The organism is Clostridioides sp. LIBA-7602 (assembly GCF_056688945.1).
Genome location: NZ_CP196991.1, coordinates 2,443,892 through 2,468,889, shown reverse-complemented (window position 1 = coordinate 2,468,889; position 24,998 = coordinate 2,443,892). Strand labels below are relative to the sequence as shown.

23 protein-coding genes and 1 pseudogene are annotated in these 24,998 nt (G+C 28.1%); 21 read left to right on the top strand and 3 right to left on the bottom strand.

Annotated elements, in window-relative coordinates; all coding sequences use genetic code 11:
• The first annotated feature begins 50 nt into the window (after nt 1-50).
• From ACTG45_RS11915 to ACTG45_RS11875, 9 genes and pseudogenes are all read left to right on the top strand, one after another.
• Nucleotides 51-1,019 carry a methionine ABC transporter ATP-binding protein gene (locus ACTG45_RS11915; protein WP_479919044.1) on the top strand — a complete coding sequence of 323 codons (969 nt, stop codon included), beginning with the start codon at nt 51-53 and terminating at the stop codon, nt 1,017-1,019.
• Nucleotides 1,012-1,668 carry a methionine ABC transporter permease gene (locus ACTG45_RS11910; protein ID WP_021385024.1) on the top strand — a complete coding sequence of 219 codons (657 nt, stop codon included), beginning with the start codon at nt 1,012-1,014 and terminating at the stop codon, nt 1,666-1,668. Before ACTG45_RS11915 ends, ACTG45_RS11910 begins: the two co-directional genes overlap by 8 nt.
• 28 nt (nt 1,669-1,696) lie before the next feature.
• The gene (locus ACTG45_RS11905) at nt 1,697-2,500 is read left to right on the top strand and encodes a transporter substrate-binding domain-containing protein (RefSeq protein WP_479919043.1); all 804 of its coding nucleotides are present in this window, start codon (nt 1,697-1,699) and stop codon (nt 2,498-2,500) included.
• Nucleotides 2,493-3,161, top strand: a complete 669-nt coding sequence (locus ACTG45_RS11900; RefSeq protein ID WP_021385036.1) for an amino acid ABC transporter permease — start codon at nt 2,493-2,495, stop codon at nt 3,159-3,161. Before ACTG45_RS11905 ends, ACTG45_RS11900 begins: the two co-directional genes overlap by 8 nt.
• A 237-nt stretch (nt 3,162-3,398) precedes the next feature.
• Nucleotides 3,399-4,061 (top strand): amino acid ABC transporter permease, encoded by a 663-nt coding sequence (locus ACTG45_RS11895; RefSeq protein WP_021385034.1) that lies wholly within the window; start codon nt 3,399-3,401, stop codon nt 4,059-4,061.
• Between the two features lie 59 nt (nt 4,062-4,120).
• The gene (locus tag ACTG45_RS11890) at nt 4,121-4,918 is read left to right on the top strand and encodes an amino acid ABC transporter substrate-binding protein (protein ID WP_021385033.1); all 798 of its coding nucleotides are present in this window, start codon (nt 4,121-4,123) and stop codon (nt 4,916-4,918) included.
• A 132-nt stretch (nt 4,919-5,050) separates the two neighbouring features.
• Nucleotides 5,051-6,226: a M20 metallopeptidase family protein gene (locus tag ACTG45_RS11885; protein WP_479919042.1), complete on the top strand. Its 1,176-nt coding sequence runs from the start codon at nt 5,051-5,053 to the stop codon at nt 6,224-6,226.
• Between the two features lie 106 nt (nt 6,227-6,332).
• Nucleotides 6,333-7,082, top strand: a complete 750-nt coding sequence (locus ACTG45_RS11880) for an amino acid ABC transporter ATP-binding protein (protein ID WP_021385040.1) — start codon at nt 6,333-6,335, stop codon at nt 7,080-7,082.
• A gap of 592 nt (nt 7,083-7,674) precedes the next feature.
• Nucleotides 7,675-8,946, top strand: a pseudogene (locus tag ACTG45_RS11875) (dicarboxylate/amino acid:cation symporter).
• 169 nt (nt 8,947-9,115) lie between these two features.
• On the opposite strand, the gene ACTG45_RS11870 reads toward ACTG45_RS11875, so the two are convergent.
• A complete protein-coding gene (locus tag ACTG45_RS11870) occupies nt 9,116-9,820 on the bottom strand; it encodes a Crp/Fnr family transcriptional regulator (protein ID WP_044213616.1) in 705 nt (234 codons plus the stop codon).
• 161 nt (nt 9,821-9,981) lie between these two features.
• Between ACTG45_RS11870 and ACTG45_RS11865 the strand changes: the two genes are divergently transcribed.
• From ACTG45_RS11865 to ACTG45_RS11845, 5 genes are all read left to right on the top strand, one after another.
• Nucleotides 9,982-10,710: an ATP-binding protein gene (locus ACTG45_RS11865; protein ID WP_479919041.1), complete on the top strand. Its 729-nt coding sequence runs from the start codon at nt 9,982-9,984 to the stop codon at nt 10,708-10,710.
• A 57-nt stretch (nt 10,711-10,767) separates the two neighbouring features.
• Complete coding sequence (gene hcp / locus ACTG45_RS11860; protein WP_021385025.1) at nt 10,768-12,360, top strand: hydroxylamine reductase; 1,593 nt, start codon at nt 10,768-10,770, stop codon at nt 12,358-12,360.
• A gap of 359 nt (nt 12,361-12,719) precedes the next feature.
• Entirely contained in the window at nt 12,720-13,625 is a 906-nt protein-coding gene (locus ACTG45_RS11855; RefSeq protein ID WP_021385003.1) for a patatin-like phospholipase family protein, read from the top strand.
• 125 nt (nt 13,626-13,750) lie between these two features.
• A complete protein-coding gene (gene msrA / locus ACTG45_RS11850; RefSeq protein ID WP_021385038.1) occupies nt 13,751-14,704 on the top strand; it encodes a peptide-methionine (S)-S-oxide reductase MsrA in 954 nt (317 codons plus the stop codon).
• A 149-nt stretch (nt 14,705-14,853) separates the two neighbouring features.
• Nucleotides 14,854-15,984, top strand: coding sequence for a helix-turn-helix domain-containing protein (locus tag ACTG45_RS11845; RefSeq protein WP_021385020.1), 1,131 nt, complete (start codon nt 14,854-14,856; stop codon nt 15,982-15,984).
• A 148-nt stretch (nt 15,985-16,132) separates the two neighbouring features.
• On the opposite strand, the gene ACTG45_RS11840 is transcribed toward ACTG45_RS11845, so the two are convergent.
• Both ACTG45_RS11840 and ACTG45_RS11835 read right to left on the bottom strand, forming a co-directional pair.
• The gene (locus ACTG45_RS11840) at nt 16,133-17,086 is read right to left on the bottom strand and encodes an L-lactate dehydrogenase (RefSeq protein WP_479919040.1); all 954 of its coding nucleotides are present in this window, start codon (nt 17,084-17,086) and stop codon (nt 16,133-16,135) included.
• Nucleotides 17,087-17,196: 110 nt separating this feature from the next.
• The gene (locus tag ACTG45_RS11835; protein WP_479919039.1) at nt 17,197-18,165 is read right to left on the bottom strand and encodes an L-lactate dehydrogenase; all 969 of its coding nucleotides are present in this window, start codon (nt 18,163-18,165) and stop codon (nt 17,197-17,199) included.
• Nucleotides 18,166-18,512: 347 nt separating this feature from the next.
• Between ACTG45_RS11835 and ACTG45_RS11830 the strand changes: the two genes are divergently transcribed.
• From ACTG45_RS11830 to ACTG45_RS11800, 7 genes are all read left to right on the top strand, one after another.
• Nucleotides 18,513-18,878, top strand: a complete 366-nt coding sequence (locus ACTG45_RS11830) for a hypothetical protein (RefSeq protein ID WP_479919038.1) — start codon at nt 18,513-18,515, stop codon at nt 18,876-18,878.
• A 262-nt stretch (nt 18,879-19,140) separates the two neighbouring features.
• The gene (locus tag ACTG45_RS11825) at nt 19,141-20,340 is read left to right on the top strand and encodes a DHHA1 domain-containing protein (RefSeq protein WP_479919037.1); all 1,200 of its coding nucleotides are present in this window, start codon (nt 19,141-19,143) and stop codon (nt 20,338-20,340) included.
• Between the two features lie 52 nt (nt 20,341-20,392).
• Nucleotides 20,393-20,893, top strand: coding sequence for a GNAT family N-acetyltransferase (locus tag ACTG45_RS11820; protein WP_021385039.1), 501 nt, complete (start codon nt 20,393-20,395; stop codon nt 20,891-20,893).
• 96 nt (nt 20,894-20,989) lie between these two features.
• Nucleotides 20,990-21,307, top strand: a complete 318-nt coding sequence (locus ACTG45_RS11815) for a hypothetical protein (protein WP_021385041.1) — start codon at nt 20,990-20,992, stop codon at nt 21,305-21,307.
• A gap of 155 nt (nt 21,308-21,462) precedes the next feature.
• Nucleotides 21,463-22,422, top strand: a complete 960-nt coding sequence (locus ACTG45_RS11810) for a VanZ family protein (protein ID WP_479919036.1) — start codon at nt 21,463-21,465, stop codon at nt 22,420-22,422.
• A gap of 115 nt (nt 22,423-22,537) precedes the next feature.
• Complete coding sequence (locus ACTG45_RS11805) at nt 22,538-23,326, top strand: putative ABC transporter permease (protein ID WP_479919035.1); 789 nt, start codon at nt 22,538-22,540, stop codon at nt 23,324-23,326.
• A 292-nt stretch (nt 23,327-23,618) separates the two neighbouring features.
• Complete coding sequence (locus tag ACTG45_RS11800) at nt 23,619-24,938, top strand: aminotransferase class III-fold pyridoxal phosphate-dependent enzyme (protein WP_044213613.1); 1,320 nt, start codon at nt 23,619-23,621, stop codon at nt 24,936-24,938.
• The last annotated feature ends 60 nt before the right edge of the window (nt 24,939-24,998 follow it).

The window sequence follows — 24,998 nt, the reverse complement described above, 5'->3', positions numbered from 1 at the left end:
GTGTGTATAAAAAACAGCTTAATTCTATGTGAAAAATTTGAGGTGATTATTTGATAAATATATCTAAATTGTATAAGTCTTTTGGAAGTTTAGATGTGTTAAAAGATATATCTCTTTCTATAGAGCAAGGCGAAATATTTGGTTTGATAGGGAAAAGTGGTGCTGGGAAATCCACACTTTTAAGGTGTATAAATCTATTAGAAGATTATGAAAAGGGTGAGATTTTAGTAGATGGGTGTGAAATAAAAAACAATTCACATCGTAAAATTAGAGAGTACAGAAAGAATATAGGAATGATATTTCAACATTTTTCTCTATTAGAAAGACAAAATGTATATAATAATATAGCTATTCCAATGAAGTGTTGGGGATATAAAAAAGATGAAATAGAAAAAAAAGTAATGGAACTTGTAAAAATAGTAGGTATAGAAGATAAGATATATCAAAAGCCTAAAGAATTGAGTGGAGGACAACGTCAGAGAGTTGCTATAGCTAGAGCTTTATCACTGGAGCCTAAAATTTTACTTAGTGACGAAGCTACATCTGCACTTGACCCAGAAACTACAAAATCTATACTATCACTTTTGAGAGAAATAAATGAAAGACTAAACATAACTATAGTATTAGTCACTCATCAAATGGATGTTATTAGAGAAATATGTAATAGAGTAGCTATATTAGAATATGGAAAGATAGCTGCATTGGGAGATGTCCAAAAGCTATTCTTGAATCAACCAGACTGCTTAAAGAGACTTTTAGGAGAGCAATCGGAGATTATGCCAGAAGAAGGTGTAAATATAAGAATATTATTTAAACAGGATAAAGCTAAAAATACATTGATTCCAGAAATGGCAAAACAAATTCCAGTTAATTTTTCAATTGTGTCTTCTAAGCTAGAAAAATTCAGAGATGATATTATAGGTACCACTGTTATAAACATGGATGCTAAAGATAAAAAAATAATTAGTGAGTATTTAAATAGTAGATGCATAATTTGGGAGGCTTTAGATAATGGATAATCCAAGTCTTGTAATAAATAAAATAATAATTCCTGCAGTATTTGATACTATTTATATGGTTACATGGGCTACTGTTATATCTTCTATAATCGGTTTTATATTAGCTATTATACTAGTAGAAACTTCAAATGAAGGACTTAGACCTAATAAATACATATATAAGATTTTAGATTTGATGATAAATATAATTAGGTCATTTCCATTTATCATATTGGCGGTGTCTATAACTCCAATTACAAGATTTGTAGTAGGTACTTCTATTGGAAAACAAGCAGCTATGTTACCTCTTATAATAGTTGCATCTCCATTTATAGCTAGATTAATTGAAAGTAATCTTAGAGAAGTTGATAAAGGTATGATTGAAGCAGCTAAATCTTTTGGTGCTTCAAATTTACAAATATTGTTTAGTATTATGTTTAGAGAAGCTATACCATCTATATGTTCAAGTATAACTCTTGCAACCGTATCAATACTTGGTAGTTCTGCTATGGCAGGAGCATTAGGGGCAGGAGGCTTGGGGTCAGTTGCTCTGATATATGGTTATCAAACATTTAACGATACTATAATGTATGGAACTGTAATTATAATAATTATAATGGTTCAAGTGATTCAAACTGTTGGAAATGTATTATATACAAAATTGAAATAAAATTAGATTTAAAAGGAGAGAACAAACTATGAAAAAGCTTAAGTTAATTATTATGCTTGTTTTAGCATCATCACTTTTAATTACAGGATGTTCATCAGGAAATAATAAAAATAAAGAAGAACAAAAAACTATAAGAGTTGCCACATCAGGAACGTATTTCCCTTTTGCTTTTAAAGAGAAGGATAAACTTAAAGGATTTGAAGTAGATTTCTGGGACGAATTTTCTAAACGAACTAATTGTAAAGTTGAATGGGTATTAACTGATTTTAGTGGATTATTTGGATTATTAGAAGCTGATAAAGCGGATGTAGTATCTGCTCAACTTACTGCAACACCTGAAAGAAAGGAAAAATATGGCTTTTCAGATGCTTATAATTATAGTGGAACAAATATTATTGTTAGAAAAGATGATAATAGTATAAAATCAATAGATGATTTAGTTGGTAAAAAGGTAGGCGTGGGTACTGGAGCAGTGGCAAATGAAATACTAAAAGAAAAGTATCCAAATGGCGAAATAAAAATAGTAAATTATTCAAGTGCAACTCTTAAAGGGAACTATCAAGATCTAGAAATGGGAAGATTAGATGCAGTGGTTGCACAGGATGTTGAGGCTTTAATAGCCATAAAAGAACAAAAATTAAATCTTAAAATGGTAGAACCTCCAATTCAATTTGGTGCTTGTTCTTTTGCACTTCAAAAAAATGAAAAAGGTGAAGAATGGACAAAAGAAATAAATAAAGTAATTGCAGATATGCACAAAGGTGGAACTTTGACTAAAATATCTGAAACTTGGCTAGGAAAGGATATCACTAAGGAGCCTACTAATGAGTAATTTTAACTTTGAATTTTGTCTAAGTATATTTCCATTTTTAATTAAAGCCTTGGGAATAACAATACTAATATCTATTGTTGCGTTTTTCATATCAATATTATTAGGTGTGATACTTGCATTTTTTACACAGACAAAGTCAAAAATTTTGAAATATATAACTAAGGTGTATATCTCATTCTTTAGAGGAACGCCACTTTTAATTCAAATATTTTTCTTTTACTTCGGATTTCCGATGGTATTTTCTTTTATGAAAGATTGCTCACCTTATTTAGCAATAGTGATTTGTTTAGGGGTAAACTCATCTGCATATATGGCAGAAATTATACGAGCATCTATTGAGAGTGTTGATAAAGGACAACAAGAAGCCTGCTATGCTTTTGGATTAAGTAAATATCAATCAATGGTTAAAATAATCTTACCTCAAGCAGCTACATCTGCAGTACCTCCTATTGTAAGTTGTACACTAGATATAATTAAGGGTTCTTCTTTAGGTTTAACTATAGGAATACAGGATTTGATGGGAGTAGCTCAAGTAGAAGCTGCTTCGAGTTTTAAGTTTTTTGAGATATATATGATAACGATACTAATTTATTGGGCGGTATCTATAGTATTAAGTAATATACAAAGTAAGGTTGAAAAAAGGATAGGAAAAGCATATTAGATTTTAGTGTTTAAAGATAGGTTATACAGATATGTTCCCTCTTGTAAATAAATTTTTAATTTTAGAAAAAATGAATTTAGTAGTCTAAATATCAAAAAAAATATGGTATCAAAAGGGTCTATATAATCAATTGATAAAATAGTTTTTTTCTATTGGAAAAATAAAGAAAATTCTATTATAATTTAACATGTGACAAAAGCTTGCAAAAAACAACATTAAGTGAGGGGGACTTATTTTATGATTTTTAGTATGAAATATTTTTTAGAATTATTTCCAATAATAATGAAATCGTTCAATGTGACTGTGATTTTGGCAATAAGTTCATTAATATTTTCGTTAATTATAGGTACAATAGTAGCGTTATCATCTTATTACAAAGTGAAAGTATTGAATCAAATATGTAAAGTATATGTATCTATCTTTAGAGGTACACCTCTTATGCCACAGTTATTCTTTCTATATTTTGGACTGGCATATATGAGCGATTTTGTTAAAAATATGGACCCAGTATTTGCAACATCTATAGTACTTAGCTTAAATATGGGAGCTTATATGTCTGAAACGATAAGGGCATCCATACTTTCAATTGATAAAGGTCAGATAGAAGCAGCATATGCAATGGGATTAACAAATTTACAAACAATGAAAAGGATAGTGATACCACAGGCTGTAAGAGTTGCATTGCCATCATTATTCAATAATTTCATAGATTTAATTAAAGGGTCTTCTGTAGCTTTTGTTGTTGGAGTAAATGATATAATGGGTGCTGCTAAATCACAAGGAGCATTGAGTTTTAAGTTTTTTGAAGTATATGGAGCAGTTATGGTGATTTATTGGTGTATAATAACTCCTTTAGGATGGGGACAAAAAAAATTAGAGAAGAAAATAAGCAATTATTAGAGTATTAAAAAAATACATATAAAGTATTTTTACATAAAAATGGTGTGAGGAGAAGAGATATGATAAAAAGAAATATTATAAAATGTTTAGTAGCAGTTTTAGCATTAACAGTTGTAACTACTGGTTGTTCAAAAAAAGAGGAAGTAAAGAATGAAAAAGTTATAACTGTAGCTTCATCTAATTCAGCTGACCCATATTCTTATGTTGATAATGGTGAGCATAAAGGTTTTGAAGTTGATATGTGGAAAGAGATTGGTAAAAGAAGTGGATATGAAATAAAAATGGAGCCAACAGGTTTTAGTTCTATATTTGGTATGTTAGATTCTGGTAAAGTTGATGTAGCAGCCAACTTCTTTGGAATGTCTAAAGAAAGATTAGAAAAATACGATGCTTCTATACCTTATGGTTCTGATGCTGTATGTATAGCTGTAAAAGATGGGAACAATGAAATTAATAAGCTTGAAGATTTAAAAGGAAAAGTTGTAGCAATTTCAGAAGGTTCTCAAGGTCAACAGGTTGCAGCTAGTGTTAATAAAGACAATTTATTTGAAGAAAAGGTTTATGGTGATGGAACTAATGGTATTCAAGATTTAGATTTAGGAAGAGTTAGTGCATGGATTGATGCGGAACTTACTGTTGTAGGTGATGCTAAAAAAGCTAACATGAAGATAAGAGTATTAGATGATAAATTATCAGTTACTAATATAGCATATTTCTTTAAGAAAAATGATGAAAAATCTAAAACTATAAAAGAAGATGTAAACAAAGCAATAGAGGAAATGCTTGCAGATGGAACAGTGAAAAAAATATCTGAAAAATGGTTTGGAATGGATGTAAGTGCTGATATACAAAAATAAGTACTCCAAAATTAAAATATAAAGTTTTGATAACTATAGATAAGTATACTAAATTTATCTATAGTTATCTGTGTATTACAATGTATTTCTATTAGTCTTTATAAATAAAAATAAGTTATGGAGGTATTTCAAATGATTGAAACTAAAATAAAATCTATCGCACTAAAAAATATGGAAAAAATCATAAAAATAAGACGACAGATACACAGTAATCCAGAGTTGGCATTTAAAGAATTTAAAACATCCAAACTTATAAAAGAAGAACTAGATAAACTTGATATAGAGTATATAGATGTTGCTGGTACAGGAGTATTAGCTACTATAAAAGGAAAAAATATTAGTGGTAAAACTATACTACTTAGAGCGGATATGGATGCTCTTCCAATAAAAGAGGAAAATGATTTAGAATTTAAATCAATAAATGATAATATGCATGCTTGTGGGCATGATGCACATGTTTCATGGTTGTTAGGAACAGCAATGATTTTAAATGATATAAAAGAAGAACTGAATGGAAATGTAAAGTTACTATTTCAACCTGGTGAAGAAAAAGGTGGTTCTGATATTGTAATTAAAGAAAATGTACTTGAAGGTGTAGATGTATTAGCAGCTGGTCATTGTTGGCCAACTATTGAATCAGGAAAAATTGGAATAGCTAGAAATTGTGCTATGGCAGCAACTAATACTTTCGAAATAACAATAATCGGCAAGGGTGGACATGGAGCAGAACCTCACAATTGTATAGACCCAATTGCAGTTGGAAATGCAGTATATTCATCTATTCAACAGATAGTTTCGAGAAAAATTGACCCAGTTGTACCAGTAGTAGTGTCTGTTTGTTCTTTTAATTCTGGTGTTTCTAAAAATATAATACCAGATGAGTGTACACTTCAAGGAACTATTAGAGCGGTAAGTCAGGAAAAAGTGATTGAAGTAAGTAAGATTCTAGAAAACATAGTAAGAAGTGTATGTAAAGCACATGGAGCAGATTGCAAGTTTGAAAAGAGTGCTGGAGGAGATGCTGTTATAAATGATAAAAATATGATAGAACTGGGAAGAAAAAGCGCTTGCAAAATACTTGGAGATGAGAATGTTGAAATGATTGATTTCCCTGCAATGACAGGAGAAGATTTCGCTATTTATATGAAAGAAAAACCTGGTTTATTTATGTATATAGGTGTAGGAAATAAAGAAAAAAATATAAACTATAGATTGCACAATAATAAATTTGATATAGATGAAAAATGCTTGAGCGTAGCATCTTCCTTATTATCTCAGCTTGCAGTAGATTATTTATGTCAATTTTAGAGTATATTTATAAAATATATTTAGTCTGTTTTTAAAATTAATACTAATATATTAATTTTGATATCGAATATATTATTTATTATATTTATTAAAAAGGTGGATAACAATGATAAAAGTAGAAAATTTGCATAAAAATTTTAAAGGGACAGAAGTTCTTAAAGGTATAAATCTAGAGATAAATCAAAGTGAAGTAGTAGCTATACTTGGTCCATCTGGTACAGGTAAATCTACACTACTTAGATGTTTAAATTATCTAGTTGAGCCTACAAAAGGAAAGATAATGATTGGAGATGTAAAGGTAGATGTAGAAAAAGCAACAAAAAAAGATATAGCAAATTTAAGAAAACATACATCTATGGTATTTCAGAATTATAACTTATTTAAAAATAAAACAGCACTAGAAAATGTAATGGAGGCATTAATAGTAGTACATAAAAAAAGTAAACAAGAAGCTAAAGAGATATCTTTAAAATTAATAGACAAAGTAGGTATGTTGGATAGAAAAGATTTTTATCCATCAAAATTATCTGGAGGTCAACAACAAAGAATAGGTATAGCTAGAGCTATGGCAGTAAATCCAAATGTAATATTATTTGATGAGCCAACATCAGCACTTGACCCAGAACTTGTTGGAGAAGTGTTAAGTGTTATAAAATCACTTGCAAAAGAAGGAATAACAATGCTTATTGTAACTCATGAAATAAATTTTGCAAAAGAAGTTGCTGATAAAATCATATTTATGGATAATGGTGTAATAGCTGAAGAAGGAACTCCTAATGAGATATTTAATAATCCTAAAAACGAAAGAACTGCAAAATTTTTAAATATCATTAGGAAAGAAGAAGCATTTAATTAAAAAAAGTATAAGTTAATTATTTTAAGATATATAAAATACTCCTATTAAATTTATAAGTTAGATAATAGATTTAATAGGAGTATTTTTTTATTCTTAGATTTATTATTTAATTTTAAATTAGAAATACAACTTATTTGCCTTTGGTTTTAAAAATATTATAAAATATTTAAATACATAAAAAAACAATGTTTGATAAAATATCATACGTATTTACAATAACATCTTAATGAAATAGTACAATGCAGTAATTAAAGTGACTATACTGAAATTTTATCTTAAATTATAAATTATTAAACTTGAGAATAATTAAACTGTATTATATATATTTTTTTATCTTGTTTATTTTATTGAAATTGATATAGAAAAAAAGTTTTAAAAGTAGAATTTTATTAAGATTTATATATAGATATGAACTATTAGAAAAATATTAAAGATACAAAAAAACTATAGAAATTGACATATATTCCAGTATTTGCTAAAGTAGCTGTTGGGGAAAATTACAAAAATTATTAATGCGCATTAGATAATTTACTTTAATTTTTTTAGAGTTTTGGGTAATTTATAATATAAAACATTAGAAGGGAAAATATAAATGAGGGACTTTTTAAAAAATTATAAGTCATCAATTATACTTTTATCATGTACCATAATAGGAGCAATAGTAGGATTAGTACTTGGTCCAAAAGCTTCAATACTAAAACCATTTGGAGATTTATTTATAAATGCTCTATTAATGATAGTAGTACCATTAGTGTTTCTTAGTGTTTCTTCAGGTGTTGCTAGTGTAAAAAACATGGAACGCTTCGAAAAAATAATGAAGAATACAGCTATAGTATTTATGGGAACAACACTTGTAATTGCAGTTTTAGGTATTACATCTGCATTATTATTTAATCCATTTAAAGGATTAGATGTATCGAGTGTAAAAAGTTTAATGGTGGCTCAAGATGCAGAAACTTTAGAATCGAAAGGAACATTATTAGACCAAGTAGTATCAAGTATTACAGTTAAAAATTTTGGAGATTTATTTTCTAGTAGTAATTTATTACAATTAGTTATATTTGCAGTTTTAGTTGGAACAGCAATAGCTATGATGGGGGATAGGGGAAATACTATAAGAAAGCTCTTATCAGAAGGAACAGAAGCAATATTAAAAGTAGTAAGTATAGTCATGTTTTATGCTCCTATAGGGTTAGGCTGTTATACAGCTACAATAATTGGAGAACTTGGAAGTAAAATAATTCAAGGATATGTAAGGGTGTTTTTAATTTATTCTATAACAGCAGCACTGTATTTCTTATTATTTTACAGTTTATATGCTTTTCTATCTGCAGGAAAACAAGGGTTTAGGCAATTCTGGAAGAATGCTATAAAACCAATAGCAACAGCATTAGCTACTTCTTCGAGTTCAGCATGTATACCATCAAACTTAGAAGCTAGTAAAAATATAGGAGTTCCTGATGATATATCAGAAACAGTTATACCTCTTGGAATAAATATACATAAAGATGGGTCAGTTTTAGCAGTAATAATAAAAGTTGCATTTTTATCAGGTATTTTAGGTAGTGGTATGGCAAATCCAGCAACAATAGGTCAATTATTTGTAACCGTATTTGTTGTTGGAGTATTTATGGCTCCTGTAGCAGGTGGCTGACTTATCGGTGAGATGCTCGTGGTTAGCATCTTCGGATTTCCAGTGGAAGCAATTCCATTGTTGACAGTTATAACTACTATAACTGATATTCCTAATACTATATTAAATACAACTGGAAATACAGTAACATCAATGTTAGTTGCAAGATTAGTGGAAGGAAAAGATTGGCTTATAGATAAAACATCATTTACTACAAAAAAAATAAGCTAATTATAAAATTAATTAATATATATAGTTAATAGATATCTTAATTTTGATGAATTAGATATCTATTAACTTTTTGAATAAAAATGTAAATTTAAGATTCAAATATAATATTTATACTTTGAATCTTAAGTTTATATAATATCTTAAAATAGATAAAATTTAAATATATATTTTATTTTTGAAAACAGAATATTTCAAACTTATTTTTATTGAAATATAACAAACCTTCATCTCTCATCTTACCAAGCTCTCTTGACATAGAACTTCTATCAACACACAAAAAGTCAGCCATTTCATTTCTTGAAAAAGGAATTGTAAACTTGTTGCTACCTGTTTGCTCTATTTGTCGTGAAAAATACATAAGTAATTTTTCACGAGTAGTTTTACGAGAAAGTAATTCTATTTTATTGTGAAGTAAAATATTCTTTTCAGCTATTAATTGTAGCATGTTTTCAATTAATCTATTATGAAATACACATGTAGATGAACAAATACCAGTTACACTTTTAAACTTTATAAATAAAACTTCGCAAGAAGATGTTGTAGTTACTGTGACATTGCTTTTATGTAGTCTAGTACATGCAAATACTTCTCCAAATAAATCTCCAGGTAAGAGCTCAGCTACAATATTCCTATTACCTTCAATGTCTTCTTTTATTATATGTGCACTTCCTTTAAGCATAATTCCAATAGAAGTAACTTCACTTCCAACTGAGAATATTATGCTATCCTTTGGATAAATCTTATCAACAACACCTAGACATTCTAACATTGCTTCAAGTTCGTCGTTTTTAATTCCTTCAAAGAGAGGAATTTTTTTTAGCAGATTTATATGTTTTTCTAAAAATTTTTTCAAATAATCACTTCCTTGTTGCATATGCAACCGATAATTTGTTTTTATTGTACTATACTAAATTTATAAAAGCAAGGAGATATAAAAATCATACTACAAAAACTTTGAAAAAAGATGTAGGTTTTAAAAATAAATATCTAAGAAATTAATACTTTAAATTAAAAAAATTTTATGAGGTGATATAAATGATGAGAAAAATAATTAAAATTGATGGGGAAAAATGTAATGGTTGCGGACTATGTGTTGAAGCTTGTCATGAAGAAGCTATAGGAATGGTAAATGGAAAAGCAAAACTTTTAAGAGATGATTATTGTGATGGTCTAGGAGATTGTCTACCAACTTGTCCAACAAATGCTATTTCATTTGAGTATAGAGAAGCTGCAGAGTATGATGAAGCAGCAGTAAAAGCAAACATGGAAGCCAAGAAAGCACAAAAGACAAATCTAGCGTGTGGATGTCCAGGTTCTCAGTCTAAATCTATAAATAGAGAAGTTTCAGATAGTAAACAGATAAACAATAATGTAGTAGTTGAAGCACAAGGGTCTCAGCTTAATCAGTGGCCAGTGCAAATAAAACTGGTACCAGCTAATGCATCATATTTAAAAAATGCAAGTCTTTTAATAGCAGCAGATTGCACAGCATATGCATATGGAAATTTCCATAATAAGTTTATGAAAAACAAAGTTACATTAATTGGTTGTCCTAAACTTGATGAAGTAGATTATGCTGAAAAACTTACAGAGATTTTAAAAGTGAATGATATTAAAAATATAGTAGTAACACGTATGGAAGTTCCTTGTTGTGGTGGTATAGTAAATGCTGTTAAGACAGCACTACAAAACAGTGGAAAGATGATACCATGGCAAATAGTTACTATATCTGTAGATGGAAAAATAGTAGATGAAGAAATTTAATTAAGTTAATTACAAAAAATATAATAAATTTTAATAAATAAAAAGGGAGGAATAAAGATGGAGAATATGTTTTGTTTTCAATGTGAACAAACAGCAGGAGGTAAAGGATGTACTATAAATGGAGTATGTGGTAAAAAGGGGGGTACAGCCAATTTACAAGATGAACTTACAGGAGTATTAATTGGTCTTTCAAGAGCAACAATTGGAAATAAAAATAGACCAACAAGTGAAACAGATAAAGTTATGATAGAGGGATTATTTACTACCATAACAAATGTAAGTTTTGATGATGAAGCTATAAAAAGACAAATTGAAAAAACTGAGATAGAAAAAAGTAAACTTGTACCTAGATGTTCAGACTGTGCAACAACTTGTAGTAGAAATGATAACTATGATATGAAGGATTTATGGAGTGATAATGAAGATATACGTTCATTAAAATCATTAATTCTGTTTGGTCTAAGAGGTATGGCTGCTTATGCATACCATGCAATGGTACTTGGTTATACAGACAAAGAAGTAAATGAATTTTTCTATGAAGGATTAATAGCTGTTGGAGGGGACTTGTCTATTGACGAACTTTTAGGATTGGTTATGAAAACTGGAGAAATAAACTTAAAATGTATGGAATTACTTGATAGAGCAAATACTGAAACTTATGGAACACCAGAGCCAACTCAAGTACCTATGAAAATTGAGAAAGGACCATTCATAGTAGTTACAGGACATGACCTTTATGATTTACACAAATTATTAGAACAAACAAAAGATAAGGGAATAAATATATATACTCATGGAGAGTTATTACCAGCACATGCATATCCAAAATTAAAAGAATATAAGCATCTAAAAGGAAACTTTGGTACAGCATGGCAAAATCAACAAAAAGAGTTTGATAATATTCCTGCTCCAATACTATTTACAACAAACTGTTTAATGCCTGTTAAAGATAGTTATAGAGATAGAGTATTTACTACAGAAGTAGTTGCTTATCCAGGTATGATTCATATTGATGAAGACAAAGACTTTTCTAGTGTAATAGAAAAATCTCTTGAACTTGGTGGATATAAAGAAGATGTTCATATGACTGGTATTAATGGAGGAGACACATTAACTACTGGTTTTGCAAGAGGTACAGTTTCATCTGTACAAGATAAAGTAATAGATGCTGTGAAAAGTGGAGATATAAGACACTTTTTATTAGTTGGAGGTTGTGATGGTGCAAAACCTGGAAGAAATTATTACACTGAATTTGTAAAGCAAGCTCCTAAAGATACTGTTATATTGACACTTGCATGTGGAAAATATAGATTTAATGATTTAGACCTTGGAGAAATCGGTGGTTTACCACGTTTAATGGATATGGGACAATGTAATGATGCTTATAGTGCAATCCAAGTGGCAGTTTCATTGGCAAATGCTTTTGACTGTGGAGTAAATGAGTTGCCTCTTAGCATGGTATTATCATGGTATGAACAAAAGGCAGTTTGTATACTTCTTACATTACTTCATTTAGGCATTAAAAATATCTATATAGGACCTTCTTTACCAGCATTCTTATCTCAGAATGTATTAGATATATTGGTTGACAAATTTGCATTAACTCCTATATCTACTCCAGAAGAAGATATGAAGAAAATACTAGGATAAAGAAAATAAATATATTTAAGAAGAGAAGTATTTGTAATTAAAATATTTTTAAATATAAGCAATTAAAATAAATAAGAGTTGTCTTTACTTAAAAGATAACTCTTATTTATTTTTTATAATATATTAAGGTACAGAAATTATTTTAATACGTCAATTTTATTACTTATAATATCTAAAACAAATACGATATTCTATAATATTTATTTTAGATATTATAAGGTATGTACAGTACAAAGCACTTTAAATATCGAAATGGTAACATCGTTATATAGAACTTGCATAAAATATATATACTATAATGAAATTATTTTAACCGAAATTTAAAATCAATAAGGTATTTTATGTGGGGGTATATGTATATGAAGAATTCTAATTTTAATATATTAACTTTTGATGGTGGGGGATTAAGAGGAGCATTGAGTATAGCTATACTTGAGAGAATGGTAAATGAGTATCCAAATTTATTAGATAATATAAATATGTTTGGAGGTACGTCTACAGGAAGTTTAATAGCATTAGGTCTTGCGTATGGTGTAAGTCCAAAAGACATAAAAGAACTCTATTCAATAGAAAATTCAAAGCATATTTTCAGTAAAAGTTATGCAGAAATGCTGAGACCGAAGTATGAAAATAAAAATTTAAAAGAAGTTTTACTAAGTATATTTCCAGAAGAACTAGAATTAAAAGACTTAAAAAAATTAGTAATGATACCAAGTTTTTATATAGGAAATGAAGAAAACTCATGGAAACCAGTTTTTTATAATAATATGCCAAGTTCTCTTACAAAGACTAGTAAAGTTATAGATGTAGCAATGGCAAGTAGTGCTGCTCCAGTGTTTTTTCCAACGTATAATCGACATATTGATGGTGGAATAATAGCAACTGACCCAAGTTTAGCATGTATAATTCATGCCATTGATAGTGGGCTTAAGCTTAAAAATACAAGACTTTTTTCAATAGGAACTGGATATGTATATAATAGTATAAAGGCAGATACTACTGAATGGGGAGCTATTGATTGGATAATTAATAAAGAACCCGATTTACCAATTATATCTATAACATTAGAAGGAAATTCTCAAATGAGCCAGTTGTTTTCTCAAAAGCTTCTTGGAGATAATTACTATAGACTAAATCCCAAAATGGAAAAAGATGTGGCTATGGATAATTATGATGAGTTAGAATACTTGATATCTTTGGGAGAAAATTGTGACATAAAAGATGCTTTTGGATGGATAAATAAAAAAAGTTTTTATAGAAAATAGATTTAATGTAGAATTATATTTATAAGAACTATTTTATCAATTGGATAAAAACAATAAAATACAAGATTATTAACCTACTTCTTAGGGAATAAATAAAATATAATTTTTTTTAAGGAGTGATAAAAATGATAAAACTTGCTACTTTTGCAGGTGGATGTTTTTGGTGTATGGTGAAGCCTTTTGATAAATATGATGGGGTTATAAAGGTAATTTCTGGATATATAGGTGGTCATGTTGAAAATCCTACATATCAAGAGGTATGTTCAGGAACAACTGGTCATGTAGAAGCTATTCAAATAACTTATGATGATGACATAATAAGCTATGATGAACTACTAAATATATTTTGGAAACAGATTAATCCTACAGATGATGGTGGGCAATTTGGTGACAGGGGAACTCAATATAAGACTGCTATATTTTATCATGATGAAGAACAAAAAAATATAGCTTTAAAATCAAAAGAAAATTTGGAAAATAGTAAAATATTCGATAGTGAAATAGTAACTGCTATAATTCCAGCAACTAAATTTTATGAGGCAGAAGAAAATCATCAAGATTATTATAAAAAAAGACCATTAAACTATAATATGTATTATAAAGGTTCAGGTAGATATAATTTTGTAAAAAGTCACTGGGATGGAAACAATATAAATAGAGAAGAATTAAAAAAGACTTTAACTCCTATACAATTTGAAGTTACTCAAAACGATATGACAGAGGTACCTTTTGAAAATGAATACTATGATAATGATAAAGAAGGGATTTATGTTGATATTGTAAGTGGAGAAGTTTTATTTTCATCAAAAGATAAATTTGATGCAGGATGTGGATGGCCAAGTTTTTCAAAGCCAGTAATAGATAAATCTATAGTTGAGAGAAGTGATTTCTCACAAGGTATGTATAGAGTTGAAGTAAGAAGTGCTAAAGGGAATTCTCACTTAGGTCATGTATTTGATGATGGACCAAAAGAAATTGGAGGTTTAAGATACTGCATAAATTCTGCCTCTCTTAAATTTATACCTAAAGAAGAGATGGAAGGTTTAGGATATGGAGAATATCTCAAACTTTTTAAATAATTAAAGTTATTTATTATAAGCTTAGATAAAAGATGAAAATATATATTTTCATCTTTTGTTTTTTTGTCAATAATATGATAAATTATTAATTGTAATCTTATAATTTATATTGATAGATTAAGAATTTAATTTTGAAAGAGAGAAAACAAATGAATTTAAAAGACTTTAATGGAAAGAGATTAAAATCAGCTAGAACTTTTAGAGCAAAGACTATAGAACAGTTATCCAATGAAACTAAAATAAATAAGAAAGATTTGAAGGCTTTTGAAGAAAATAAATATATTCCTAATATGGAAAATACATTAAAATTATCAAATGTATTAAATTTTCCAAAAGAGTATTTTTATAGAAATGAAAATATGAATGTTATTGTTGAGGATAGTCATTTTAATCCTCAATCTAAACTGCCTAGAGTAGAAGAAATTTCTTATAGAGAAAAAATGATAATTATTCATAAAATATACTCATTTATGGAGAGTTATATTAAGTTTCCAAAAGAAAATTTACCAAATAAAAGAATAATGGCGGATACTAATATAAATGATATAGAAAGCCTTGCATATAAAACTAGAGAGTTTTGGAATTTAAATAAAAGTCCAATAGTAAATATGGTAAACTTACTAGAATCTAATGGAATTATAATATCAGGTATGAATGTAGATAAAAAAGGGGCGACAATCTTTACTCAAAAACAGAGAATTGGGAAAGAAGTTAAATACTTAATATCTCTTGGAAATGACAAAAAATCAGCAGCAATTAGAAATTATAATTTGGCATATGAGCTTGGCTATATAGTATCAAGTGAATTAAAAATACCAAATAAACAATTTTCAGCAGATGAGTATGCCTGTGCATTTTTATTACCTAAAGAGACTTTTTTGGAAGATTTAAGTCATCCAGAAGATGTGGACTATTATGTAGAATTAAAAAAGAAGTGGATTGTACCTATATCTGCTATGATTTTTAGAGCATATAATCTAGGAAAGATAAATTACAAAAAATACAATTATCTTATGAATGAGATGGATAAAAGAGGATGGTTAGTAGAAGAACCACTAGATAAAATGAAAGGCTCAAGCCCAACATATTTAAAAAAAGCAGTCGAATTATTGATAGAAAATAAAATAATGAGTACAAATAGTATAGTATCAAGTTTAGAAGAATTTGGAATAAATCTTTATCCAGAAGATTTAGAATTGTTGATGGGATTAAAAAAAGGATTCCTATCTCAAAATATAAATAAAAAAAGCAAAGTTATAAAATTTGGTGAAAAAAAGTAGATTGATATTTTAGTATTAAAATTAAAAGCAGGTATAAATAACTTGAACATTAACTTAGTTAATCTATTTTTGTTATGAGTATTTACCTGCTTTTAGTTAAAATTTTAAATACAATATTGCTCTAAAGCTATATTATTTTATTATCAATTTAAAGATTCTCAGCAACTTTAATGTATTTTTTTAAAATATCACATGACTTATTGAATTTATCTTGTTCATTCTCAGTTAAGTTTATTTCTACTATAGATTCAACTCCATTTGCACCAATTATAGCAGGCACACCAGCAAATACATTGTCTTGTCCATATTCACCATTAAGTAAAGTTGAGACAGGTATAATTTTTCTTTCATTGTGGAATATAGTTTTTACTATTTCTGTTAGGGCCGTTCCAATACCAAATTCAGTAGAGCCTTTACCGTAAAGAACATCCCAACCAGCTCTTGCTGTTTTTTCAGTTAATTCATCTAAATTTAATTTACCATAAGTATTGGGATTTTCTTTAATAATATCAAATAATGGTTTACCACCAACTGAAACATGAGACCAAGGAACCATTTGAGAATCTCCATGTTCGCCCATAGAATAAGCTTGTATTGATTGTTGAGGAATATTTGTTGTCTCTGCCAAAAGCCTTCTAAGTCTTGAGGAGTCAAGTGCAGTACCTGTACCTAAAACTTTATTTTTAGGGAAACCAGAAGTCTTCCATATATAGTCAGTAATTACATCTACTGGATTTGAAATTACAATGAATATCCCATCAAATCCAGCTTTAACAATAGGCTTTATTATCGTCTTTATAACATTAATTGTAGATTCAAGTGTATCTAATCTAGTCTGATTTTTTTCAGGTAACGGACCAGCACTTATCACTACAATATCAGAATCTTTACAATCATCAAGTGAGCCACTCTTTATTTTTATAGCATGTTTCAGATAAGAAACTGCATCAGCTAAATCTAAAGCTTGAGCTTTTGATTTGCTTTCATCTATATCGACCATTAGTAACTCATCACAAACCCCTTGAGTTACCAAGCTAAATCCACAATGCGAACCAACGTGGCCAGTTCCAATTATTGATACTTTCCTAGGTTTTATTGCCAAGTTTAACATCTCCTTACACTTTGTTTTATGTATACATATTATGATACTCTACGATAATCATAGAGTTATATAAATTATTTAGATAAAACTACTTTAAAATAATTTTGAATCTAAAGTGTTTTTGAAAGTGCAATATGCTCTCTTAAAACAGAGCAAGATTTACTAAATTCATTTTGTTCCTCTTCAGATAGATTGATTTCAATGATTTCTTCTATACCATCTTTTCCGATAACACAAGGAACACCTGCAAATACATCTGTTTCATTGTATTGACCTTCTAATAGAGTAGAAATTGGTAGAATTTTTTTCTCATTATGTAATATAGCTTTTACAATTTCTACTAAAGCAGTACCTATTCCAAATTCTGTGCAATCTTTACCATTTATTATACTTATGCCTATTTTTTTATTTTTTTCAACTATTGACGGCAAATCTAACTTTCCATAAGTGTTTGGATTGTCCTTTATCATGTCTAAGATTGGTTTACCACCAATTGAAACATGAGACCAAGGAACCATTTGAGAATCTCCATGTTCACCCATAGAATAAGCTTGTATTGACTGTTGAGCTATTCCAGTTTCTTCAGATAGAAGTCTTCTAAGTCTTGTCGAATCTAAAGCTGTACCAGTTCCAATAACTTTATTTTTAGGAAAACCAGATTTTTCCCAAATATAATTTGTAACTACATCAACAGGATTAGATATGACTATAAATATGCCGTCGAAACCAGAATTAATTATAGGTTCTACTATAGATTTTATCATTCCAATGGTTGGTCTTAGTAGGTCTAATCTAGTTGTATTTTGTCTACGTAAAGGTCCTTCTGAAGAGTCAGCAACACTTATTACTACTATATCTGAATCTTGACAGTCAGCAAAAGTTCCCTTTTCTATAGATACTTTATGTGGTAAATAAGAAACTGCATCAGCTAAATCTAAAGCTTGAGCTTTTGCTTTAGCCTCATCTATATCAATCATAAAGAGCTCATCACAAACTCCTTGAGTTATCAAACTAAATCCACAATGAGAGCCAACATGTCCTGACCCCACAATAGATATTTTTCTTGGCTTTATTGCCATTTTAAATCACTCCCCCTAAAACAACGACACATTTATAAGAAAATTATAATGTTATTAAAAGCTGTTTTTATATATTTAAATATTCTATTATTTCAGAAAATTTATTTAATATGATTTTATACTAAAATTTTTAAAAAAGCAATGTTAATGTACTTTATATTAATGAATGTTAAGTAATATATGTATATTAAAAATTATTAATACGTATTAAAATATGTAATGTCACTTATATTTAAAACATTTATGAGTTAAAAGATGCGTACAAATAATAATGATATTGGTTGATAATGAGACTAAGTTGAGGTATACTATTTCTTCAAATTAAAAAATAAAGGAGAAAATATATTATGAATGGCTATACAAAGGAAGAATTGATAGAAGCACTGAGAGTGGTATCTTCAAGCATTATTAATTGTGAAAAAGTACAACCAAAATTTGCAGAAGGTACTTCTCAACATTCCCTTCTTAGAAATAGAATAAAAGCCTTATATATTTCTAAGTTATTGATAGAATCTAAAGATATTATAGATAAATATACGAAAGAAGAATTAATAGAAGCTTTACCACCTGTAAATTCAATTATTAGCAAATGTGAAAAAGGACAGATAAAGTTTTCTGAGGGGACCTCTCATCATACACGCTTTAAGAATATTATAAAAGCAATGTATATTTCAAAATCATTAATAACAGATGAGATTAGTAAAAGAGATTAAAGCTTATTTTGTAATTTAACATGTTTTAATATACTTTTTATTATATTAAGAAAATAAGTAAGAATACATGTTATGAAATATTGGAATAATATACAATTATAAATTTGTTAACACTAATATCTATATGTTAAAATATAGTAGAAGATGATTTTTAAAGAATTAGTATGAGTTCTATTTTAATACAATTAAATTAAGTATAGCTTGAAATTTGTATTTAAAAAGTAAAGTAGTCTAGAATTAAGAAAATGGAGATAGAATTAAAATGGAAAAGTTATATTATACAGACCAGTATATAAGAGATTTTACAGCAGAAATAATTGAAATAAAAGAAGTAGAAAATAATTATCATGTTTTGTTAGATAAGACAGCGTTTTTTCCTGGGGGAGGAGGTCAGTTTGGAGACCTAGGAAGAATAGATAATTATGATGTAATAAGTGTGTATGAAGATGGGAAAAAAGTATATCATGTGTTAGACAAAAAACCTATAAAGATACATAAGGTAAAGTGTAGTATTGATTGGGATAGAAGAGAAGATGGAATGCATCAACATTTTGGACAACACGTATTATCTGGATGTTTTTTTAAAACCTTTAATGCAAATACGACAGGTTTTCATCTTGGAAATGAGTATAGTACAGTAGATATAGAAGGTAATTTAGATGAGGATAAAATTAGGGAGATAGAGTTACTTGCCAATGAAATTATTCGTCAGAATATACAGGTAGAGACATTACTTCCAACAAAGAAAGAATTAAAAAAAATTTGGATAAGACGTGATTTACCAAATACTGATGAAGAGATAAGAGTAGTAAAAATAGGTGATTTAGATACGAATGCATGTTGTGGAGTGCATCCAAAATCAACTGGCGAATTGAGAATGATAAAAATAAAGAAATGGGAAAAGCATAAGTCAAGTACAAGAATAGAATTTTTAGCAGGTAAAAGGGCAGTAGATGAAGTATTAAAAAGGGATATATATTTAACTAAAATATGTAGATATTTGAGTTGTAGTGAAGAAGATGCTATAAATGGTATCGTAAATTTAAACAATAAAGTAGAAGAAGCTCTAAGTAAAAAAAGAAAACTTGAAGAAGTAGTAGCTAACTATCAAGTTAAAGAAATGATTGAAAATGCAAGTAAAATTGATACTGTTTCAGTTATTAAAAAGGTCTATGATAATGAAGATTTAAAATATGTAAATAAAATAGCAAATAAGATTACAGAAGATGAAAATAAGATTGCACTATTAGCGGTTAAGTTTGAGGATAAAATAAACCTAGTTTTTGCATGTTCTAAAAATTTGAAAAACATTAACATGGGAAGTTTATTAAAAGACGCAATAAGCCTTATAGATGGTAAAGGTGGAGGAAGTCAAGTATTAGCTCAAGGTGGAGGAAAAAATAATGGGAATTTGGAAGCTACATTTGACTATGCATTTATGAAGATAGAAAAGACACTATAAATATATTTAAGCAAAAACATCAATGTAATAAAATAGATATGGGGGAATAAATATGGAGCAACAAAAGGATTACATAGAGTTATACGAAAATGAAGAATTGATAGAGATAAGGGAAGCTCGTATAGATGATTTGGATGTAATAGCAAAATTTAACTATAATTTAGCTAAAGAAACTGAAGGAAAAGAGCTTGATATGGATGTTCTTACTAAAGGTGTAAAAGCATTATTGTTAGATGAAAGAAAAGGTAAATATCATGTCTATACAGTGTTTGATAAGGTTGTTGCACAGATTATGTATACATATGAGTGGAGCGATTGGAGAAATGGAAATTTTCTTTGGATTCAGAGCGTATACGTAGAGAAAGAATATAGAAGAAAAGGTATCTTTAATTATTTATTTAATTATATAAAAAATATGTGTGATAGAGATGAAAATATTGTTGGAATGAGATTATATGTAGAAAAAGAAAACATAAATGCAAAAGCAACATATGAGTCTTTAAATATGTATGAGTGTGATTATAATATGTATGAATATGAGGTAATACACTAGTAATATAAACCTATAATATTATAGGCGTTATTAGTATATTGATAATTATGTGAAATAAATCTGATATTATAATTATAATTTTTAGGGGGTATAAAAATGGACGTTTTCAAAGGAATGTTTTATGTATTTTTATTTTTAGATTTAGTATCAATATTTTGCTTCTTTTTTAATAAAGGAAAAATAGCATCTAATAAAATTATATTTAATGCAATAGGAGTACTTACATTTGTACTTTGTTTTATGCTTTTTAGTTATTATCCAAATAATAATATTCTTGGTAAATTTATTGCATCTATATTTTTTATATTTGGGATTGCTGGGGTTATGTTAAAAGAGAAAAACTTTTTATATGCTAGACTTCTTTTAACCTTGGTTATTGTTTCTTCTACACTTATATTGTTCGTTGTTCAATAGGAGATATTTGTATAAGAATTTGTTAAGGTCTACACTTTTAAGTGTAGGCTTTTTTATGTTTTTAATAAATATTTAAGAAAATTTTAAGAAAATTTTAAAATCGTCTTAAATATTTATTGTTACCATTTAAATATTAAGAGAGAAGGTGCTTATCAGTGGTAGAAAATAAAAAATTAGAAAAATTCTTGCTATCAATTGTATATATAATATTTTTTGTATATATTCTAGTGCTTATAAGAATAATTTTATTTAAAGATGTACCAATTTACACTATTTCCAAAGGAATATTTAGGTCTGTAAATTTAATCCCATTTTACACAATATGGGAATTTATCACAGACAGTAATATTAGCTTTATGAGAGCTATTGCAAATATCCTAGGAAATGTATGCATATTTATTCCGATGGGAATTTTCTTTCCTATATTATTTAAAAAGTTAAGTAAAAGAAACATTTTTACAGTAATTGTATTTATTAGTTTAGCATTTGAAGCAATACAATATATTTTTGCTCTTGGAAGTAGTGATATAGACGATATTATTTTAAATTCATTGGGTGGTATAATTGGTATTACTATTTACATAAATATGACTAAATTATTTCCTAATAATATAACAAAATTCAAGGCTATAATAGGTACTAGCTTGGTTTTAGGAGTTATAGGATTAGGAATTATTTCTATAAATTATCAAGATTTACTAAAGCTTAGATTTAAACCAGATAAAAAAGTATCAAAAATATTAATTGAAGAAAATAAAGAAATAATTAAAGATATAAATAAAGATGAAGTGGACATAATTGGTACATTTGAGAACTTTGAAAAAGGCGCAATAACCATTAAAACAGGTTCTAGTAATAGAGTTAAGAGACCAGAAAATATAATTGATAGTAATGGAAACATAAGAATTTATTTAAATGAAAATACAAGATTAGTATCCTATGTTATTACTGAAGAATCAAAAAGTGACATAGTTAAATATCAGGAATTTGATGTGAAGAATTTACCCTTGTTAAGGAAATATGATGCATTTTATGTTTGGATTGATAAAGAAAACCAATCAAAAGATAAACATGGAATTGTGGCTAGTAAATTGTTAATTGGATTGAATGAATAGGATATTAATTAAAAATAAAAGAATAACAAATATAAAAAACGAAAAAACTATTTCTATAATTATTTTTACATTATGCATAAAATAAGACAACTTAGTGAAGGAGTAGAGATAAATTATGGAAATAATAAGGTATATCTTATACTTTTTTATATATTCTTTTTTAGGATGGATAGTAGAAAGTATAGGATGTTCTATAGCAAGTAAAAGAATAATTAATAGAGGCTTTTTAAATGGTCCAATATGTCCTGTTTATGGCTTTGGAGCAGTAATTGTAATATCACTATTGGGAAGGTTTGATAATATAATCATAATATTTCTCTTAGGTATGATTTTAACTACAATATTAGAATACTTTACAGGATTTATTCTAGAAACCTTATTTCATGCAAAATGGTGGGATTATTCTGACAGAAAATTCAATATAAAGGGTAGAATATGTTTAAAAAATGCAATATACTTTGGTATAATGTCTGTTTTAATAATAAAATTAATACATCCATTTATAAAGTATTTTGTAGGAACAATTCCATATAGAATATTAATATCAATAGCTGTAGTTACAACACTTTGGACTATGCTTGATTTGATTGTTACTATTATAACACTTAAAAAATTGGATATAAAGTTAAGCTTGCTAGATGAGATAATTACAGACCTTAATGATATAAATGTGAAGCTTGATAAATTTGATAGAGGAGAGATACAGTCTTTATTTAAAACAGTAAATAATGATGAATTAGAAACTAGAGAAAAAATAAACAAAATAAACAGTAAATTAGACCGTATAGAATCCAATATCATATTACAAAAAAGAGTTATCAAAGCTTTCCCATATATAAAACATAAAAAACAACAAGAGCAATTAGAGCATTTTAAAGAGATTATTAGGGAGAGTAAAAGATGATTATATAATTTAATAAAAAATAAACAGAATAATAGTATTTATAAGTTGATTTGCAAAGGACTCTATAAAAATAGAATAGAGTCCTTTATTTTTTGTGGAATAATGTTTATTTGATAAGAATAAAATATATTGTTTCTGAATAACAAATATTTTGAAAATTATAAAAACATATATTGACAATTTGTGCCAAAGATAATAACATTAAGTATATAAAGAATTTTATACGAGAATATCTTTATAAATCGCAATAATTTTAAAACATAAATCTATTTAAAGAGGGGATGATTTGCCAATGAGCGAGATAACTAGTCAAATGATAAGTACAGAAGAAAAAAAATATGTTGCTAAAACTCAAAAAATACCTTACTATCCAGTAGCATTTAAATCAGGTGATGGTGCAATGTTATATGATTATGAAGGTAATGAGTATGTTGATTTTTTAGCAAGTGCAGGCTCTGCGAATGTAGGTCATGGAAATAAGGAAATCTCACAAGCAGTTAAAGAACAAATGGATGATATTACACAATATACACTTGCGTATTTCCATAGTGATCCTCCTGTAAAATTAGCTGAGAAGCTTGTGGAAATAGCCCCTGGAGATAATGATAAAAAAGTATTATACAGTGCAACAGGTTCTGCTTGTATAGATGCTGCTATAAAACTAGCAAGAGGGTATACTGGAAGAACAAAAATAATATCTATGTATGAATCTTATCATGGAAGTACTTATGGAGCTATATCTATATCTGCATTAAGTACAAATATGAGAAGAAAAATGGGTCCATTATTACCAGAAGTTTATCACTTCCACTATCCTGATAAAAATAGAACAGCTAAAGAATGTTTAGATGAGATAGAATATGCTTTTGCACACTATCTACCAGCAGAAGAAGTAGCTGCAATATTTATAGAACCGATTGCAGGAGATGCAGGAATAATAGTGCCTCCAGTAGAGTGGGTACAAGGTTTAAGTAAAATATGTAAAGAAAATGGAATACTACTTATAAGTGATGAAATACAACAAGGTATGGGAAGAACAGGTAAGTGGTTTGGTATAGAAAATTTTGGTGTTGAAGCAGACCTTCTAGTTCTTGGAAAATCTGTTGGAGGTGGATTACCTTTAGGAGCAGTTGTTGGAAGAACTGAGATAATGCAAAGTCTTGATGCACCAGCACATCTATTTACTTTAGCTGGAAATACAACAGTATGTGTAGCTGCTTTAAAATCTATAGAAATAATCGAAAGAGAAAACTTACTTCAAAAGAGTATAGAAATGGGAGATTATATTAAAGCAGGATTTGAGAAATTAAGAGAAAAATACGATATAATTGGAGAAATAAGAGCTTTAGGGTTATCTATAGGAGTTGATATAGTTAAAGGAAATGGTTCTAATGAAAAAAATCCAGATGCTACAGCTAAGATATGCTACAGATGTATACAAACTGGTTTAATAATGATATTCTTAGGACAATCTACTTTAAGAGTACAACCTCCTCTAGTAATAACTAAGGAACAAGTAGATAAAGCAATGAGCATCATAGATTCTGCAATAGATGATTACTTAAATGGTAGAATTGGTGATGAAGTATATGAAGTAACTCAAGGTTGGTAAAATAAATATTAAATAAAAATAAGAGTTATCTCAGTTTTAGAAAGTGATTTCTGAAATGAG

Excerpts from the sequence above, each read along its gene's own strand:
- ACTG45_RS11910 (WP_021385024.1), top strand. The coding sequence starts at position 1,012 with ATGGATAATCCAAGTCTTGTAATAAATAAAATAATAATTCCTGCAGTA.
- ACTG45_RS11905 (WP_479919043.1), top strand. The coding sequence starts at position 1,697 with ATGAAAAAGCTTAAGTTAATTATTATGCTTGTTTTAGCATCATCACTT.
- ACTG45_RS11900 (WP_021385036.1), top strand. The coding sequence starts at position 2,493 with ATGAGTAATTTTAACTTTGAATTTTGTCTAAGTATATTTCCATTTTTA.
- ACTG45_RS11895 (WP_021385034.1), top strand. The coding sequence starts at position 3,399 with ATGATTTTTAGTATGAAATATTTTTTAGAATTATTTCCAATAATAATG.
- ACTG45_RS11890 (WP_021385033.1), top strand. The coding sequence starts at position 4,121 with ATGATAAAAAGAAATATTATAAAATGTTTAGTAGCAGTTTTAGCATTA.
- ACTG45_RS11885 (WP_479919042.1), top strand. The coding sequence starts at position 5,051 with ATGATTGAAACTAAAATAAAATCTATCGCACTAAAAAATATGGAAAAA.
- ACTG45_RS11880 (WP_021385040.1), top strand. The coding sequence starts at position 6,333 with ATGATAAAAGTAGAAAATTTGCATAAAAATTTTAAAGGGACAGAAGTT.
- ACTG45_RS11870 (WP_044213616.1), bottom strand. The coding sequence starts at position 9,820 with ATGCAACAAGGAAGTGATTATTTGAAAAAATTTTTAGAAAAACATATA.
- ACTG45_RS11865 (WP_479919041.1), top strand. The coding sequence starts at position 9,982 with ATGATGAGAAAAATAATTAAAATTGATGGGGAAAAATGTAATGGTTGC.
- hcp (WP_021385025.1), top strand. The coding sequence starts at position 10,768 with ATGGAGAATATGTTTTGTTTTCAATGTGAACAAACAGCAGGAGGTAAA.
- ACTG45_RS11855 (WP_021385003.1), top strand. The coding sequence starts at position 12,720 with ATGAAGAATTCTAATTTTAATATATTAACTTTTGATGGTGGGGGATTA.
- msrA (WP_021385038.1), top strand. The coding sequence starts at position 13,751 with ATGATAAAACTTGCTACTTTTGCAGGTGGATGTTTTTGGTGTATGGTG.
- ACTG45_RS11845 (WP_021385020.1), top strand. The coding sequence starts at position 14,854 with ATGAATTTAAAAGACTTTAATGGAAAGAGATTAAAATCAGCTAGAACT.
- ACTG45_RS11835 (WP_479919039.1), bottom strand. The coding sequence starts at position 18,165 with ATGGCAATAAAGCCAAGAAAAATATCTATTGTGGGGTCAGGACATGTT.
- ACTG45_RS11830 (WP_479919038.1), top strand. The coding sequence starts at position 18,513 with ATGAATGGCTATACAAAGGAAGAATTGATAGAAGCACTGAGAGTGGTA.
- ACTG45_RS11825 (WP_479919037.1), top strand. The coding sequence starts at position 19,141 with ATGGAAAAGTTATATTATACAGACCAGTATATAAGAGATTTTACAGCA.
- ACTG45_RS11820 (WP_021385039.1), top strand. The coding sequence starts at position 20,393 with ATGGAGCAACAAAAGGATTACATAGAGTTATACGAAAATGAAGAATTG.
- ACTG45_RS11815 (WP_021385041.1), top strand. The coding sequence starts at position 20,990 with ATGGACGTTTTCAAAGGAATGTTTTATGTATTTTTATTTTTAGATTTA.
- ACTG45_RS11805 (WP_479919035.1), top strand. The coding sequence starts at position 22,538 with ATGGAAATAATAAGGTATATCTTATACTTTTTTATATATTCTTTTTTA.
- ACTG45_RS11800 (WP_044213613.1), top strand. The coding sequence starts at position 23,619 with ATGAGCGAGATAACTAGTCAAATGATAAGTACAGAAGAAAAAAAATAT.